This window comes from Bradyrhizobium icense (assembly GCF_001693385.1).
GTDB lineage: Bacteria > Pseudomonadota > Alphaproteobacteria > Rhizobiales > Xanthobacteraceae > Bradyrhizobium > Bradyrhizobium icense.
Genome location: NZ_CP016428.1, coordinates 5,728,813 through 5,744,927, shown reverse-complemented (window position 1 = coordinate 5,744,927; position 16,115 = coordinate 5,728,813). Strand labels below are relative to the sequence as shown.

Annotated in this window: 15 protein-coding genes; 8 read left to right on the top strand and 7 right to left on the bottom strand. The window is 60.4% G+C overall.

Annotation, left to right across the window (positions count from 1 at the left end; genetic code table 11):
* Positions 1-100: 100 nt before the first annotated feature.
* A complete protein-coding gene (locus tag LMTR13_RS26850) occupies positions 101-2,401 on the bottom strand; it encodes an NADP-dependent malic enzyme (protein ID WP_065730404.1) in 2,301 nt (766 codons plus the stop codon).
* Positions 2,402-2,549: 148 nt separating this feature from the next.
* Positions 2,550-2,846 carry a SufE family protein gene (locus LMTR13_RS43875; RefSeq protein WP_083219243.1) on the bottom strand — a complete coding sequence of 99 codons (297 nt, stop codon included), beginning with the start codon at positions 2,844-2,846 and terminating at the stop codon, positions 2,550-2,552.
* Positions 2,847-3,136: 290 nt separating this feature from the next.
* On the opposite strand from LMTR13_RS43875, the gene nifD reads away from it, so the two are divergent.
* From nifD to fdxB, 8 genes are all read left to right on the top strand, one after another.
* A complete protein-coding gene (gene nifD, locus LMTR13_RS26845; RefSeq protein WP_065730403.1) occupies positions 3,137-4,639 on the top strand; it encodes a nitrogenase molybdenum-iron protein alpha chain in 1,503 nt (500 codons plus the stop codon).
* Between the two features lie 69 nt (positions 4,640-4,708).
* Positions 4,709-6,268: a nitrogenase molybdenum-iron protein subunit beta gene (nifK, locus tag LMTR13_RS26840; protein WP_065730402.1), complete on the top strand. Its 1,560-nt coding sequence runs from the start codon at positions 4,709-4,711 to the stop codon at positions 6,266-6,268.
* Between the two features lie 98 nt (positions 6,269-6,366).
* Entirely contained in the window at positions 6,367-8,028 is a 1,662-nt protein-coding gene (gene nifE, locus LMTR13_RS26835; RefSeq protein ID WP_065730401.1) for a nitrogenase iron-molybdenum cofactor biosynthesis protein NifE, read from the top strand.
* Between the two features lie 9 nt (positions 8,029-8,037).
* Positions 8,038-9,441, top strand: a complete 1,404-nt coding sequence (gene nifN, locus LMTR13_RS26830; protein ID WP_065730400.1) for a nitrogenase iron-molybdenum cofactor biosynthesis protein NifN — start codon at positions 8,038-8,040, stop codon at positions 9,439-9,441.
* Positions 9,438-9,833, top strand: coding sequence for a nitrogen fixation protein NifX (nifX, locus tag LMTR13_RS26825; protein ID WP_065730399.1), 396 nt, complete (start codon positions 9,438-9,440; stop codon positions 9,831-9,833). The genes nifN and nifX overlap by 4 nt, the downstream gene beginning before the upstream one ends.
* 7 nt (positions 9,834-9,840) lie before the next feature.
* Positions 9,841-10,311, top strand: coding sequence for a NifX-associated nitrogen fixation protein (locus LMTR13_RS26820; RefSeq protein WP_065730398.1), 471 nt, complete (start codon positions 9,841-9,843; stop codon positions 10,309-10,311).
* A gap of 9 nt (positions 10,312-10,320) precedes the next feature.
* On the top strand, positions 10,321-10,521 hold the full coding sequence (locus LMTR13_RS26815; protein WP_065730397.1) for a CCE_0567 family metalloprotein: 201 nt from the start codon (positions 10,321-10,323) through the stop codon (positions 10,519-10,521).
* A 12-nt stretch (positions 10,522-10,533) separates the two neighbouring features.
* On the top strand, positions 10,534-10,833 hold the full coding sequence (gene fdxB / locus LMTR13_RS26810; protein ID WP_065730396.1) for a ferredoxin III, nif-specific: 300 nt from the start codon (positions 10,534-10,536) through the stop codon (positions 10,831-10,833).
* A 626-nt stretch (positions 10,834-11,459) separates the two neighbouring features.
* Here the strand turns inward: fdxB and LMTR13_RS41290 are convergent.
* The 5 genes from LMTR13_RS41290 to pdxR form a co-directional block, all read right to left on the bottom strand.
* Positions 11,460-12,221, bottom strand: coding sequence for a hypothetical protein (locus tag LMTR13_RS41290; RefSeq protein ID WP_156795817.1), 762 nt, complete (start codon positions 12,219-12,221; stop codon positions 11,460-11,462).
* Positions 12,222-12,233: 12 nt separating this feature from the next.
* Positions 12,234-12,476, bottom strand: coding sequence for a globin family protein (locus LMTR13_RS26805; RefSeq protein WP_065730395.1), 243 nt, complete (start codon positions 12,474-12,476; stop codon positions 12,234-12,236).
* Positions 12,477-12,969: 493 nt separating this feature from the next.
* Positions 12,970-13,596, bottom strand: coding sequence for a LysE family translocator (locus LMTR13_RS26800; RefSeq protein WP_065730394.1), 627 nt, complete (start codon positions 13,594-13,596; stop codon positions 12,970-12,972).
* A gap of 69 nt (positions 13,597-13,665) precedes the next feature.
* Entirely contained in the window at positions 13,666-14,295 is a 630-nt protein-coding gene (locus tag LMTR13_RS26795; protein WP_065730393.1) for an FMN-binding negative transcriptional regulator, read from the bottom strand.
* Between the two features lie 99 nt (positions 14,296-14,394).
* Complete coding sequence (pdxR, locus tag LMTR13_RS26790) at positions 14,395-15,888, bottom strand: MocR-like pyridoxine biosynthesis transcription factor PdxR (protein WP_065730392.1); 1,494 nt, start codon at positions 15,886-15,888, stop codon at positions 14,395-14,397.
* Between the last annotated feature and the right edge of the window lie 227 nt (positions 15,889-16,115).

Sequence of the window (16,115 nt, the reverse complement as noted above, 5' to 3'; positions counted from 1 at the left end):
GGATGCGCGAAGAGCGGACGGAGGAGCGGAACGATTATGGTCGTTCCGCTCTCCGCGATCAAATCGAATCCGTCTGCGCGCGGAAAGCGACCGCCTTCAATTAGCCGAGTTGCGCGCGGCCAGCGCGCTCCTGGGCCTCGACCGCGGCGACCGCCGTCATGTTGAGGACGCCGCGCGCGGTCACCCCGGGCGTGAGGATATGCGCCGGCCACGCCGGACCGATCAGGATCGGCCCGACGGGAAGCGCATCCGCCAGGACCTTGATCGTCTGATAGGCGATGTTGGCCGCATCCAGCGTCGGCATAATCAGGATGTTGGCCTCGCCCTCCAATCTCGATTGCGGCAGCACCATCCGTCGTGCAGCGGCCGACAGCGCGGTGTCGCCCTGCATCTCGCCGTCGGCCTCGAGCTCCGGGTGCTTATCCTTCAGAAGCTGGGTGGCGCGGCGCATCTTGCGCGAGGAGTCGGTGTCATAGCTGCCGAAGTCGGAATGCGACACAAACGCGACCTTCGGCTTGAAGTTGAAGCGCTGGACGTGGAGGGCCGCCAGCGCCGCCATTTCGGCCAGTTCCTCCGCGCTTGGGGAGGGCCGCACCTGGGTATCGGCGATGAAATAGGAGCCGTTGCTGGTGATCATCAGCGCCAGCGCCGCATAATCGCTGACGCCCGGCAAGAAGCCGATGATCTCGCGCACATGGCGCAGATGGCTCATGTACCGCCCCTCGACGCCGCACAGCATGGCGTCGGCTTCCCCGCGCACCACCGCGAGCGCCGCGATCACCGTGTTGTTGGTGCGCACCACCGTGCGCGCTACATCCGGCGTGACGCCGCGGCGCCCTGCAACGTCGATATAGCACTGCACGTAGGAGCGATAGCGCGGATCGTCCTCGGGATTGACAAGGTCAAAATCCTTGCCCACCTTGATCGACAGGCCAAACCGCTTGATGCGGGTTTCCACCACCGACGGCCGCCCCACCAGGATCGGCCGCGCCAGCTTCTCCTCGAGCACCACTTGCGTGGCGCGCAGCACGCGCTCGTCCTCGCCCTCGGCGTAGATGACGCGCACCGGCTGCGTCTTGGACTTGGCGAACATCGGCTTCATGACGAGGCCGGAGCGGAACGCAAACCGCTCAAGCAGCGCGCTATATTCGTCGAAATTCTTAATCGGCCGCGTCGCCACGCCGGAGTCCATCGCAGCCTTCGCCACCGCCGGTGCGATGCGCAGGATCAGGCGCGGATCGAACGGGCTCGGGATCAGCGATCCAGGCCCAAAGCCCTGCGTCTCGCCGGTGTCGAAACCGGGCGCCACCGCGTCCGACGGCGGATCGCGCGCAAGCTGCGCGATTGCATCGACCGCCGCATGCTTCATCTCCTCGTTGATCGCGGTGGCGCCGACATCGAGCGCGCCGCGGAAGATGAAGGGAAAGCACAGGACGTTGTTGACCTGGTTCGGGAAGTCCGAACGTCCCGTGCAGATCATCGCGTCGGAACGGGCTTTGCGGGCCTCGTCCGGCATGATCTCCGGCACCGGGTTGGCGAGCGCCATCACCAGCGGCTTGTCGGCCATCTGCTTGACCATTTCCGGTTTCAGCACGTTCGGCGCTGACAACCCCAAGAAGATATCCGCACCGGGGATGACATCCGCGAGCACCCGCGCATCAGTGTTCTGCGCATAGACGGCCTTCCAGGGGTCCATCGAGTTGTTGCGGCCTTCATGGACGACGCCATCGATGTCGCAGACCCAGATGTTCTTGCGCTGCGCCCCCATCGACACCAGCAGGTTGAGACAGGCGATCGCGGCCGCGCCGGCACCGGAGCAGACGATCTTCACTTCGGGCAGCTTCTTGCCGTTGAGAAGCAGCGCGTTGACGATCGCAGCGCCCACGATGATCGCGGTGCCGTGCTGGTCGTCATGGAAGACCGGGATCTTCATCCGCTCCTTCAGCTGCGCCTCGATTTCAAAGCATTCCGGTCCGCGGATATCTTCGAGATTGATGCCCCCGAAAGTCGGCTCCAGCGCCGCCACGGTGTCGACCACGCGCTCGATGGTGTCGGCCTTTATCTCGATGTCGAACACGTCGATGCCAGCGAACTTCTTGAACAGCACCGCCTTGCCCTCCATCACCGGCTTGGACGCCAGCGGGCCGATGTTGCCGAGGCCGAGCACGGCGCTGCCGTTACTGACCACGGCGACCAAATTGGCACGCGCCGTCAGCGAGGCGGCCTCAGCGGGGTCTTTGGCGATTTCGGTGCAGGCGGCGGCAACGCCGGGCGAATAGGCGAGCGCAAGGTCGCGCTGGTTGACGAGCGGCTTGATCGCCTGGATTTCGAGCTTACCGGGTCGTGGCAGCCGGTGATAAGCCAGCGCCGCCGAAAGGAGATCTTCAGAATGGGATGACATGCTACTCTCGCGTTTCCTGACCCCAAGCTTCCAATTCTGTGCTAGTCTAACCGAGGTCAGTTGTCCGGTAGATGGAGCCGGATGTGAAGCACGCCCCGCAGCCTGGATGCAACATCGGATTGCACCCTCATCAACAGCCCCTAGTGCGTTAAGACGCATCGCTCGGGCGGCCTGGGCGTCGACGCGCATGCAGAAGACCATAGAGCGGAATCGTACGAGCGCTGTGGCTTGAGGTGCTCAGGCACTCGAACAACACCTGCGGGTCGGCCGCGACGATCTCTCTGGCTGGCTGGCCCAATAGCATTGGGATAAGGACGGCGATGAGGTCAGGCGCAATGTGCGCACCACCGTCGCCAACGAGGTGAGCAGCGGTCGGGCTTCGCGACGATGGTGAGCCAGACTGGCTGACGCAACCTTGCAGCTGGGTCGCCTCGTCACGTGCCATTTCCGGCAGCTGGCCCGCCAAGTATCGCAATGTTCTCGCGGCCTTGTAGGGGAAATGCGGTGCAATATCACGCGCGCCCGCCCTTGTTTTATTTCGAACAGGATCAAACGAGCACGTCTGTGGACACGCTCGATGTCGGGTTTGCAACAACAGCCCGATTACCCGCGCGAACGTGGCTATCTACTTTCAACTGCGCTGATTTTTTCGCTCACGCCCCGGCTGGCACGGTCGTTGCAAAACTCTTCGCCGAGAGCCGCCGTCGCAACAGGAAACCTTTGAAGGATATCAGCATGAGTCTCGCCACGACCCAGAGCATCGCGGAAATCAAGGCCCGCAACAAAGAGCTGATTCAGGAGGTGCTGAAGGTCTATCCGGAGAAGACCGCAAAACGGCGCGCCAAGCACCTCAATGTTCACGAGGTCGGCAAGTCGGACTGCGGAGTCAAGTCCAACCTCAAATCCATCCCCGGCGTGATGACGATCCGCGGTTGCGCCTACGCGGGCTCCAAAGGTGTGGTCTGGGGACCGATCAAGGACATGATCCATATCAGCCACGGTCCGGTCGGCTGTGGACAGTACTCGTGGGGCTCGCGGCGTAACTATTACGTCGGCACGACAGGCATCGATAGTTTTGTGACCTTGCAGTTCACATCCGACTTCCAGGAAAAGGATATCGTGTTCGGCGGCGACAAGAAGCTCGTCAAAATTATTGACGAGATCCAGGAGCTGTTCCCGCTCAACAACGGCATCACCATCCAGTCGGAATGCCCGATCGGCCTGATTGGCGACGACATCGAGGCAGTCTCCAGGGCGAAGTCGAAGGAATATGGGGGCAAGACCATCGTGCCGGTTCGCTGCGAGGGTTTCCGCGGCGTGTCACAGTCGCTCGGCCACCATATTGCCAACGACGCGGTGCGCGATTGGGTGTTCGACAAGGTCACGCCCGAGAGCAAGCCGACGTTCGAGCCGACGCCCTACGATGTCGCGATCATCGGCGACTACAATATCGGCGGCGATGCCTGGTCATCCCGAATTCTGCTTGAGGAAATGGGCCTGCGCGTGATCGCGCAGTGGTCCGGTGACGGTTCCCTGGCCGAGCTCGAGGCAACGCCGAAGGCGAAGCTTAACGTGCTGCATTGCTACCGCTCGATGAACTACATCTCGCGCCACATGGAGGAGAAATTTGGTATTCCCTGGTGCGAATACAACTTCTTCGGGCCCTCCAAGATCGTGGAGTCGCTGCGCAAGATCGCCGGTTATTTCGACGACAAGATCAAGGAGGGTGCCGAGCGGGTGATCGCAAAATATCAGCCGCTGGTGGACGCGGTGATCGCTAAATATCGCCCGCGCCTGGAAGGCAAGAGCGTGATGCTGTTCGTTGGCGGACTGCGTCCGCGCCACGTGATCGGCGCCTACGAGGACCTCGGCATGGAGGTCGTCGGCACCGGCTACGAGTTCGGTCACAATGACGACTACCAGCGCACTGCCCAGCACTACGTCAAGGATGGCACGCTGATCTACGACGACGTCACCGGCTACGAGTTCGAACGCTTCGTCGAGAAGGTCCAGCCTGACCTGGTCGGCTCGGGCATCAAGGAAAAATATGTCTTCCAGAAGATGGGTGTGCCGTTCCGCCAAATGCACTCCTGGGACTATTCGGGTCCGTATCATGGCTATGATGGATTTGCGATCTTCGCGCGCGACATGGACATGGCCATCAACTCACCGATCTGGAAAAAGACCAAAGCGCCGTGGAAGGACGTCCCGAAGCCGAAGCTGTTGGCTGCCGAATAACCCAAGTGGCCCGGCTCTCTGTTGAGAACCGAAGCCGATATTGATCACGATTTTGAAAGGATCCTACCAATGGCGCAGAGTGCAGAACACGTGCTCGATCATTTCGAGCTGTTCCGCGGTCCGGAATACCAGCAGATGCTGGCCAACAAGAAGAAGATGTTCGAGAATCCCCGCGATCCCGCGGAGGTCGAACGCATCAGGGAATGGGCGAAGACGCCCGAATATCGCGAAAAGAATTTTGCGCGGGAAGCGCTGACGGTAAACCCAGCCAAGGCCTGCCAGCCGCTGGGCGCGGTGTTCGCCTCAGTTGGCTTCGAGGCCACGCTGCCCTTCGTGCACGGCTCCCAAGGCTGCGTGGCCTATTACCGCAGCCATCTGTCGCGGCACTTCAAGGAGCCAAGCTCCTGCGTCTCCTCGTCGATGACAGAGGACGCTGCGGTATTCGGCGGGCTGAACAACATGATCGATGGGCTCGCCAACAGCTATAATATGTATAAGCCCAAGATGATCGCGGTCTCCACCACCTGTATGGCGGAGGTGATCGGAGACGACCTCAACGCCTTTATCAAGACGTCCAAGGAAAAAGGCTCGGTTCCGACGGATTTCGATGTGCCGTTCGCGCACACGCCAGCCTTCGTGGGCAGCCACGTCACCGGGTACGACAATGCGCTCAAGGGCATCCTGGAGCATTTCTGGGACGGCAAGGCCGGGACAGCCGCGAAACTCGAGCGCGCGCCCGACAAAAAGATCAACCTCATCGGCGGCTTTGACGGCTACACCGTCGGCAATATCCGCGAGATCAAGCGCATTTTCGAATTGATGGGCATCCAGTACACCATTCTTGCCGATAATTCCGATGTGTTCGATACACCGACCGACGGCGAGTTCCGGATGTATGACGGCGGCACGACTCTGGAAGACGCCGCGAACGCGGTTCACGCTAAGGCAACGATCTCCATGCAGCAGTGGTGCACGGAAAAGACGCTGCCGTTCATCGCCGACCATGGCCAGGAGGTCGTGGCGTTCAATTATCCGGTGGGCGTGTCCGCAACCGATGAGTTTCTCATGGCGCTGTCGCGCATCAGTGGCAAGGACATCCCGGAGGAACTGGCGCGAGAACGCGGCCGCTTGGTCGACGCGATGGTCGACTCCAGCGCGCATATCCACGGCAAGAAATTCGCGATCTATGGCGATCCTGACCTCTGCTATGGGTTGGCTGCCTTCCTGCTCGAGCTTGGCGCCGAGCCGATCCATGTGCTGTCCACGAACGGCAACAAGGCCTGGGAGGAGAAAATGCAGGCGTTGTTTGGAAGCTCGCCGTTTGGGCAGAACTGCCATGCCTATCCGGGGCGAGACCTCTGGCATATGCGCTCGCTCTTGTTCACCGAGCCGGTCGACTTCCTGGTTGGTAACACCTATGGCAAGTATCTGGAGCGCGACACCGGCACGCCGCTGATCCGGATCGGTTTCCCGATCTTCGATCGGCATCACCATCACCGCTCTCCGGTGTGGGGCTATCAGGGGGGCATGAACGTGCTGGTGAAGATTCTCGACAAGATCTTCGACGAGATCGACAAGAAGACCAACATTGCCGGCAAGACCGACTATAGCTTCGACATCATTCGTTGATGACGAACGGCGCGCGCCATCGCCGGCAAACGTCGGCGATGGCCTAAGCGCACGATGGACTGATCTTCGCGAACAAGCTCGGTTGAGAGGAGAGACGGATGAGTTCGCTATCGGCCACGATCCAGGAGATCTTCAACGAGCCGGGCTGCGCCAAGAACGCCAACAAGTCGGATGCCGAGCGCAAGAAGGGCTGCACCAAGCAGCTGCAGCCGGGCGGCGCCGCAGGCGGCTGCGCCTTCGACGGCGCCAAAATTGCGCTGCAGCCTTTTACCGACGTCGCCCATCTGGTGCACGGTCCGATCGCCTGTGAGGGTAATTCCTGGGACAACCGCGGTGCGGCTTCGTCTGGCGCCAGCATCTGGCGCACCGGCTTCACCACTGACATGAATGAAACCGATATAGTATTTGGGGGCGAGAAGCGTCTCTACAAAGCAATCAAAGAGATCATCAACAAGTACAACCCGCCGGCCATCTTCGTCTATCAGACCTGCGTTCCCGCCATGATCGGCGACGACATCAATGCGGTTTGCAAGGCGGCTTCGCAAAAGCTCGGCAAGCCGGTCATTCCCGTAAATTCGCCTGGCTTCGTCGGCCCCAAGAACCTCGGCAACAAGCTTGCCGGCGAGGCCTTGCTCGAGCATGTCATCGGCACGCAAGAGCCGGACTACACCACGCCCTACGACATCAACCTGATTGGCGAATACAACCTCTCCGGCGAGCTTTGGCAGGTCAAGCCGCTGCTTGACGAGCTCGGTATCCGCATCCTCTCCTGCATCTCGGGGGACGGCAAATATCGCGAAGTCGCCTCATCGCACCGGGCGCGCGCTGCCATGATGGTATGTTCGAAGGCGATGATCAATGTCGCGCGCAAGATGGAGGAGCGTTACGGCATCCGGTTTTTCGAAGGGTCGTTCTATGGCATCCAGGATTCCAGCGATTCGCTGCGCCAGATTGCCCGGCTGTTGGTCGAGCGCGGGGCGCCTTCCGAACTGATCGAGCACACCGAGGTGGTGATCGCGCGCGAGGAGGCGCGCGCTTGGGCCGCGATCGAACCGTACAAGCCCCGCTTTGCCGGCAAGAGGGCACTACTGATCACCGGCGGCGTCAAGTCCTGGTCCGTGGTGGCGGCGCTGCAGGAGGCAGGTCTCGAGCTGGTCGGCACCAGCGTCAAAAAATCCACCAAGGAGGACAAGGAGCGCATCAAGCAGCTGATGGGGCAGGATGCCCACATGATCGAGAACATGACGCCACGCGAGATATACACAATGCTGAAGAACGCGAAAGCGGACATCATGCTCTCGGGTGGCAAATCGCAGTTCGTTGCGCTGAAAGCGACGATGCCTTGGCTGGACATCAACCAGGAGCGCTGCCACGCCTATATGGGCTATGTCGGTATGGTGAAGCTAGTCGAGGAGATCGACAGGGCGCTGTTCAACCCGATGTGGGAGCAGCTGCGTCGACCGGTGCCGTGGGACGAGGTGGCCAAAAACCGGCAGAAGGCGATAGCGCAAATGGACGCGCAGGCCGCCGCGGTTGCCGCCGATCCGGAGACGACCCGGCGCGCGAAAAAGGTCTGCTTCTGCAAGGAAGTCGATCTCGGAACCATCGAGGATGCGATCCGCTCGCATGGTCTGACCAGCGTCGAGGCAGTCAGACAGCACACCAACGCGTTCGGTGGCTGCTGCAAGCGGCGTATCGAGGACATCCTGGCGAAAATGCCGGCCTCCTCGCCGCTTGCCATGCTGCAGGCCGCGGAATAGGACGGCGTCATGGCCATCGTCACCACGCCGAAGAAGGCCTGCGCGGTCAACCCGCTGAAGATGAGTCAGCCGATTGGCGGCGCATTCGCGTTCATGGGCTTGCGTGGGGCGATGCCGCTTCTGCACGGCTCGCAAGGGTGCACATCCTTCGGGCTCACGCTGTTCGTGCGGCATTTCAAGGAGGCGGTGCCGCTGCAGACGACTGCGATGAGCGAGGTGGCGACCGTGCTCGGCGGTTATGAAAATGTCGAGCAGGCTATTTTCAACATATACAATCGTGCCAAGCCGGAGATCATTGGCATCTGCTCGACCGGAGTGACCGAAACCAATGGCGATGACGTCGACGGCTACATCAAGCTGATCCGCGAGCAGCATCCGCAGCTCGCCAAATTTCCTCTAGTCTTTGTCTCGACGCCGGATTTCAAGGACGCCTTCCAGGACGGGTGGGAAAAGACGGTGGCATGCATGGTCGACGTACTGGTGGAGGCGCCGGTCGGGGCGGAGCGTGATCCCGCGCGGGTGAATGTCCTCCCCGGATGTCACCTGACACCGGGTGACCTCTACGAACTCAGGACCATCCTGGAGGATTTCGGCCTGAAGCCATCCTTCCTGCCTGATCTCGCGGGATCGCTGGATGGGCATATACCGGACGAGTTTACGCCAACGACCATTGGTGGCATCGGGGTTGACGAAGTCGCGGGCATGGGCCGGTCCAGCTGGACCATTGCCATCGGTGCGCAGATGCGGCGGGCGGCAGAAGCCATGCAGGCCAAAACTGGGGTGCCGTTCCGCCTGTTCGAGCGGCTGTGCGGCCTCATCCCCAACGATGAATTCATCGCTTTCCTGAGCGACATCAGTGGCCGCCCTGTGCCGGCAAAGTATCGGCGCCAGCGCGGCCAGCTCGCCGACGCGATGCTGGACGCCCATTTCCATGTCGGCGGCCGCAAGCTCGCAATTGGTGCCGAGCCTGACCTCCTGTTCGACCTGTCTAGCATGCTTCACGAGATGGGCGCGCAGGTGACGGCAGCCGTGACGACCACGCAGTCGCCGGTGCTGGAGCGGATCGGAACCAACGAGGTGCTGATCGGCGATCTCGAGGATCTGGAAGAGCTTGCTTGGACGAGGAATTGCGACCTGCTGATTACGCATTCGCATGGCCGCCAAGCGGCCGCGCGGCTGAAGATTCCGTTTTATCGCGCGGGATTTCCGATGTTCGATCGAATCGGCGCGGGACACCAGCTATCCGTCGGCTATCGCGGCACGCGCGATGTGATCTTCAATATCGCCAATCTCGTGATCGCCGACCGCGAGGAAAATCATCAGCCTACGCCCGATAGCTGGCGGACCTCGAGACAGCCCTTAAAGCCCAGCCGCCGCAGCTTCATCGCCTCAACAGAGGAATCGATTGCATGAAAGTCGCATTCGCTACCCAAGACTTGAGGCGCGTCGATGCGCATTTTGGCTGGGCCAAGTACATCGCGATCTATGATGTTGGGCCGATCGGGCACGTATTTCTGAAGGCGATTCAGTTCGACGGCGATCTCAAGGAAGACGGCAACGAGGACAAGCTCGCGCCCAAGATCGAGGCAATCAAGGATTGCGCCATCCTCTATGTCGCGGCAATCGGCGGCTCCGGTGCCGCACGGGTAGTGGCGAACAATATACATCCGATCAAGGTGAACAAGCCAGAGAACATCCTGGTGCTGGTCGAGAAGCTTCGGCACGTGCTGAAGGGTACGCCGCCACCCTGGCTGCGCAAGGCGCTGGCAAAGGACCAGGAGCGCACGCTCGATTTCGAAGAATGAGGACGACATGACTGAAGCCGCGGATATCGTGCAAACCGATCGCGCGCTCGATGCGCCATTCGTGAGAGAACTGATCAAGATCTGGCGCGCCCAGGACGTCCACGGCGCGTGGGACGGCAAGAGCGATCTCGATCTGCTCGAACCCTATATTCTGGACAAGGAGAAACGGCGGGCGCTGCCGATCGTCGGCGATCCCGATCCGGATACGGTCTGGCGGCTGGAGCTGTTCTTCAATGCAGTCGCGCTCTCGATCGAGAAGGGGACGGGTGTGATGATCCAGCCGATGCTGAAGATGCACCATGAAGGCTTTGGCCGCATCGTGCTTATCGGCGGCCGGCTGGTCGTGGTGAACAAGCAGCTGCGCGATGTGCATCGCTTTGGCTTTGACAATCTCGCAAAGCTCGCCGCCGAGGGTGGCAAATACGTCGAAGGCGGCATCGAGATGACCCGGAAATTTCCCGACGTGGCGAACTATTGAGGGCAGCTCATGAGTGATCTTGAAATCCTGAAAGCAGAAATAAGAAAGCTGTCGGTCAAGGCGACGAAGGCCAAGATGGATCTGCACGATTTGTCGGAGGAACTTCCCGTCAACTGGACCTCCATCATGGCGGTGGCGCAGAAGGCGCACGATGCCTTTGCCGAACTCGAGGGCAAGCGCGAGGATCTCAAGGCGCTGGAAAAGGCCTAAAGGTATCCGATCATGTCATTTGCAACGCGCGACGGCCGCGACTGGACGCCGAACTACCTGATCTCAATTGATCCCAAGAAGTGCATCGGTTGTGGCCGTTGTTTCAAGGTCTGCGGTCGCGACGTCATGACGTTGAAGGGGATCAATGAGGAGGGCGATCTTGTCGATCTCGACGATGACGAAGACGATGAGATCGAAAAGAAGATTATGGTGATGAATGACCAGGGCGCTTGTATCGGCTGCGGCGCTTGCGCCCGGGTTTGTCCGACCAATTGCCAGACCCACCAGCCCGCGGCAACGGAAGCCGCTTGACGGCGCCTCTGTCCGCCTTTCCCGCAGGCAAGCGGGTGTTGGACGACCAAGCCTCGCTGAAGGGACTCTCCATGTTGCTGCGCTCCAGGATAGAGTACCTCGGCGCCGATCCATTCCCGCCAGCTTGCGGGTGCCGAGCCGACCCCAGGGTAGAATCATGCCCTCGTCGCCCGCAGGTATCTAAATTCGAATCTGCGAAAATGCCGGCTCGGATGGGTCAAAATGTCTGCGCCATGCGGAATCGGGCAATCCTCAATAACTTCATTCCGCTGTCGCCCTCTCTGCGTGCGCTAAACTCAATCCGGTCGACACCTTCGCCATGCCCAGACCTTAAGTGTCCATGAATCTCAAACTCAATGATGAGAACTTAGTGTTCATTTGGCCCTGGATAGCCGTCAACCTCAGAAACTAATCCAGCGTAGCGTTTGCCAGGAACCACGAGAGCTTAAATCTTGTCTCGCCAAGATCCGTTTTGCTTCTAAATGTCCTGCCGTTTTCTTCGGCCTCACCCACGCTCATTCCCACCCCGGGTGGCTCTTCGGTCCGTGCCGTATGGTTCCACTACACCATTCCGACCGAGACGATAGCGGGTCCAGCAACTTCGAATTCTAACGCACTTGACTCGGCTATGGCGGCGCGGGCGGAGGTTGATCTTTTGGCACGAAGACTTGGCAGGAAACAGCAATGCGACCGCCTCGTACCGCATTCAGGGTAATTGTTGTGTCAGTGCTCGGATCTCGTTTGATAAAAGATGCCTTGGTCCCGATCAATACTCTCGCGCCGTGAGCGATTCTTTCTAAGGTGCTGCCGCGGTGAACCGTGAATTCGGTTATCACTGGGAGGGCGACTTCGTAGCTGTGATAGCTTACGGTGAAACTTATTCCAGCTTTTTGGCGACGGCCGGTGCACTGCAACCCATCGCGGCTTGCTATACATTTTGCCCAGTTTTCGGCAACGCCCGGTCCGAGGTACTGCTCGGAAAGAAAACCTGCTGCCGTTTCGTTCTGCTGACGATCAGTCCTTAGGCAGTTCAGCCGCTTCCAGGCATCGATTTCGTCGGGGTTACTATGATCGGCGACGAGCGTGCTGTGAGAGCCTTTTATGGTGACACCCGCGTACCCACCGCCTTTGCTAGCCCCCGTTCGCCGGGTTTCTGACATTTGAAAGTGGCGCTGAATTTCGCTGCTGTTGGCGCTGCACGCCCAATAATGCTCTGCGGCTTGATAACTTCGGTCGTTTGTCCCAACCCGCTTTGTCAGTAGTGCATCGGACAATATGGCGTTGCAAGTATCCACGCCTTCAGCCTGTAACGCAGTTGGATAGGCGGTGAGCAAAAAACAAAGCGAGGCCGCGTTGACACCTCTGCGGACAATAGCCTGGAGTTCCATTTATCGCTCTCGTCACAGAACTGCGGAATTCGTGAGTACCGATCGGAGCAGCGGACGCTCGTCGAGCGAGCCGACTAGCGCCGCGATCATGTCCATCAGCGTGATCCGCTGCCGCTCTATGTCGCTTGCGAACAGTTCTCTTGCATCGGGGACTCGTCCAATGAACCGATTGTAACACAGGTCAGCGACGTCGCGGCGCAACTGCCACATCGCATCGAATGATTTCTTTGTAAGATCGACCTGCTCGGGCGTCATTGATCAGACTAGCAGGCTGGTAAAGAATGGTTCTGTGATCTCAGTGACTGACGGCTCCTTCTCGTCAGAAGTGACGACGGTCACAAATTCGTTTTTGCAGTTCCAGCAGCGCCAAAGATCGTGGACTTCCTGCCCATTGACGCGTTCATGCCACTCGAGGTGGACTAATCCAGAGCCACACTGAGGGCATTTTTCGTGATGTGCTATTGAGCCCGGTGCCATGTGGAACGTCCGTCATTTCCCATGTGCAGCATACGATTGCTGGTAGTATCGGGAAATGATCTACATCAACGATTTGCTCTTTTGGGGGACGCGCAGCGCGCCAGGAATGTCCGGGTGTCCGCTCCGGAGCGAATTTCGGATTCAACTCGGCCATTCCCGATCGCGCAGAAGGGGCATTCGCGTCGATTTTGCTGCGTCTCGGCCGGTCTAGCGCCGACAGGAAACATTCAGACAAGCGCACGAAGTCGATCGATATGACCACCTTCGGATATCAACCCACGCGACGGGCAAAGACTAGCGTAGCTCCCAGTCCGCACATGATGGCACCCGACACCTGTCGCATTTTGGCGAGGATTGACGGTCGCCTTGCAAGGCCGGCTCTCGCTTTCGCAGCCCAATGGGTCGCAACCAAATCGGCGCTGGTGTTGAGTGCAACCGAGATGAGCCCGAAGACGATGAACTGCGCGGCGACGTTCGCGGATGGGTCGACAAACTGGGGGATGAAGGCGAGAAAGAATGCAGCCGTCTTCGGGTTTAGCGCCTCAACGATGATGCCGTCGCGGAAGGCCCGACGCACCCCTGTCGTCTGCACCTCGGTCGGCTCGACGATGCGCGCTTCTCGCCACGTCTTGAGCCCGAGCCAGATGAGATACAGGGCGCCCGCGATCTTCAAAAACGTGAATGCCTCGGCGCTTGCCATGACCAGCGCAGATATGCCGACGGCGCCGCCGAACACGTGCACAAGGCCGCCGAGACCTAGGCCAACACTCGATGCCAGCCCTTCCGTTCTGCCGCCGACAAGCGTTCGCGCCACGATATAGAAGATGCCTGGCCCCGGCGTGATCGCCACAAGCAGCGACGCTGCCAAGAACAAGAAGAAGGTCTGGAAGTCCGGCATCGCCACCCCTCTAATCGCGTCAACCGGTTCGTCTAGGGCCGGTCTTCGCACACGGTGATTACGCTAACCTCAGGCCGGAATCGGAATGAGGGAAGCCATTTCTCGATCCTGCGGCTTTTCGCACGCCGCAAGGCCGGCGGCGACGCCGATGCGGTCAGCCTCGGGCCGGTTCTGGCTCATCTTGCGCTTGCCCTCGAACCTGGTGACCGGAATGCGCACTCCGATGATCCCTCGCAACAGGGAGGCAATGAAACCGGCGGGGGCATCGCTGACGGCCCAAGGCTTCGCGCGCGACTTCTCATGGATGTTCGTTAGGCGCGTGACCACCTCGAGCAGACGCTCGGGCTCCTGGAAGAACTCAACCGGCCCGTACGCGTGGACGGTGATGTAATTCCATGTCGGCACCACCTTCCCGGTTTCTTGCTTGGTGGCGTACCATGAGGGTGTTACGTAGGCTTCCGGACCCATGAAGATCGCCAGAGCTTCGCCGGTCGGAGCCGAACGCCATTGTGGATTCGCCTTCGCCAAGTGCCCGTACAGCACTCCGTGCTCTCCTTCGGTCTCATCGAGGAAGAGCGGCAAGGGTGTCGCAATCGGCCCGTCCGCGGTGGCCGTGACCAGGTTGGCGACGCCGGCGGAGCAAATGGTCGCTCGGATGCTTTCGACCTCGTCATCTTTAAAGGCGGGGGGCACATACATGGCGGTTCTCCGTTCTCGGTCCTGAGATAGACCCAGCCTGGTACGGTTAGAACAGCCAGTTATCACTGATTTTGATGGTCCAGTTGGAGGGGCATGCGACTAGGACAATCGCCGCGAACGGAGCTGATCGACCGCTTGAGCCAGAAGCTGACAGCCGCGCTCGATCTGGCGCGCCTCCAGTGCGGCGTAACCCATGACAAGCCCGATGACGTTCGGCTGATGCCGGCGGCCAGGATGACGGTGATTGAAGAGGGGGGCGACCGGATAGATGCCCACGCCCTTTACACGAGCAGCCTCGATCAACGCTGCTTCGGACGTTTGGGGCAGATCGCGAAACCAGACCACCACATGCAAGCCGGCGGCTGCGCCGTCGATTTGGATTCGGTCGCCAAATCTGCGGAGCAAAGCGTCGAGCAGGATTTGCCGGCGCTCGCCGTTGCGCCGTCGGACTCGCTTGACGTGCCTGTCGTATGCACCGGTCTCGAGCATCGTCGCGAGCGCTTCCTGCTCGACCAGCGGCGTATGCCTGTCCATGATCTGCTTGGCCGCGGCGAACAGGGACTGGAGCTCAGAGGGCACCACCAGATAGCCGATCCTCAGTGTTGGCGAGAGCGTCTTGGAGACGGTCCCAAGATAGATGACGTCCTCGCTACCTGCGAGCGCGTGCAGCGGGGGGACCGGCTTCGTGTCGTATCGGTACTCACTGTCGTAGTCGTCCTCGATTACGTAGGCGTGGAACTTCCTTGCCCAGGCGAGCAACTGGTGCCGACGCGCGATCGCCATGACGCCGCCCAGCGGAAATTGATGCGACGGCGTCACGTACGCGAGCCGCGCTTCGATCTTCGCAAGCCGCTCCGTGTCCAGTCCGTCGACGTCGACCGGAATCGGCACCGCGGCAGCCCCGGTGGCCGAGAAGACGTGCCTTGCCATCAGGTAGCCAGGGTCTTCCATGACAAACCGATCGCCGGAGTTGAGCAGCAGTCGCGCGCACAAGTCGAGCCCTTGCTGCGAACCGTTCACGACGATGATTTGATCGACTTCGCATCGCACGGTCCTCGAACGCCAGAGATAGGCCTGCAGCGCCATCCGCAGCTGCCGAGAGCCGCAAGGATCGTTGTAGGCCAATCTCGCGGGCCGCCGTGTCATTGCAGCGACCACGGCTCTTTTCCACGCGAGCACGGGGAAATCCGAAGGTGAGAGATCACCATACCGAAAATTTGCGAGGAGGTTGCGAGGTTGTTCCTCCGAGCGCGGCGCGACCTGTCTCAAACGCTCGCCGTAGCCCGACAGTCGCACCTTCCGTGACGACGGCCGCGACGTCGTGCGCACGCGCCCCCTCTCGACAACAGCTTGTGCAACGCGCGGCCGTGCGCCATGGCGGATCTCGATGAGGCCTTCCGCCGCGAGTTGCTCATAGGCGATCGTCACCGTACCGCGTGATACGCCGAGTTCGCCGGCGAGGGCGCGGGACGACGGCAGCAGCCCATCGGCGCCGTAAACGCGCCCCAGGATCTGATCCCTAAGCGCTTCGTAGATCTGACGCGCTCCCATTCGCGGGGTGCGGTGCCCAGGGGGCATCTTCATCTGGGCCATCAAAAGTTCGCATAACTAGGCTTGCTTGACAAGCCACTCTCTAGCTATTCGGGTTGAATGCCAAGCTGTTCTGAGGAGTTAGCGGCGCGGGCAACCCAGGGGGCGCTATTGCGGGCGGTGCCGCAGAATCCAATCCAGCAGGTCTTCGTTCGGCGACCACTTCGTACGTGTTGGTCAACGGCGGCCGTGCGGACGCAAGCGCCATACGGCGCAAATGCAGTTCGCCC

Coding starts and splice junctions, on each gene's coding strand:
- LMTR13_RS26850 (WP_065730404.1), bottom strand. CDS start 2,401: ATGTCATCCCATTCTGAAGATCTCCTTTCGGCGGCGCTGGCTTATCAC.
- LMTR13_RS43875 (WP_083219243.1), bottom strand. CDS start 2,846: ATGGCACGTGACGAGGCGACCCAGCTGCAAGGTTGCGTCAGCCAGTCT.
- nifD (WP_065730403.1), top strand. CDS start 3,137: ATGAGTCTCGCCACGACCCAGAGCATCGCGGAAATCAAGGCCCGCAAC.
- nifK (WP_065730402.1), top strand. CDS start 4,709: ATGGCGCAGAGTGCAGAACACGTGCTCGATCATTTCGAGCTGTTCCGC.
- nifE (WP_065730401.1), top strand. CDS start 6,367: ATGAGTTCGCTATCGGCCACGATCCAGGAGATCTTCAACGAGCCGGGC.
- nifN (WP_065730400.1), top strand. CDS start 8,038: ATGGCCATCGTCACCACGCCGAAGAAGGCCTGCGCGGTCAACCCGCTG.
- nifX (WP_065730399.1), top strand. CDS start 9,438: ATGAAAGTCGCATTCGCTACCCAAGACTTGAGGCGCGTCGATGCGCAT.
- LMTR13_RS26820 (WP_065730398.1), top strand. CDS start 9,841: ATGACTGAAGCCGCGGATATCGTGCAAACCGATCGCGCGCTCGATGCG.
- LMTR13_RS26815 (WP_065730397.1), top strand. CDS start 10,321: ATGAGTGATCTTGAAATCCTGAAAGCAGAAATAAGAAAGCTGTCGGTC.
- fdxB (WP_065730396.1), top strand. CDS start 10,534: ATGTCATTTGCAACGCGCGACGGCCGCGACTGGACGCCGAACTACCTG.
- LMTR13_RS41290 (WP_156795817.1), bottom strand. CDS start 12,221: ATGGAACTCCAGGCTATTGTCCGCAGAGGTGTCAACGCGGCCTCGCTT.
- LMTR13_RS26805 (WP_065730395.1), bottom strand. CDS start 12,476: ATGACGCCCGAGCAGGTCGATCTTACAAAGAAATCATTCGATGCGATG.
- LMTR13_RS26800 (WP_065730394.1), bottom strand. CDS start 13,596: ATGCCGGACTTCCAGACCTTCTTCTTGTTCTTGGCAGCGTCGCTGCTT.
- LMTR13_RS26795 (WP_065730393.1), bottom strand. CDS start 14,295: ATGTATGTGCCCCCCGCCTTTAAAGATGACGAGGTCGAAAGCATCCGA.
- pdxR (WP_065730392.1), bottom strand. CDS start 15,888: ATGGCCCAGATGAAGATGCCCCCTGGGCACCGCACCCCGCGAATGGGA.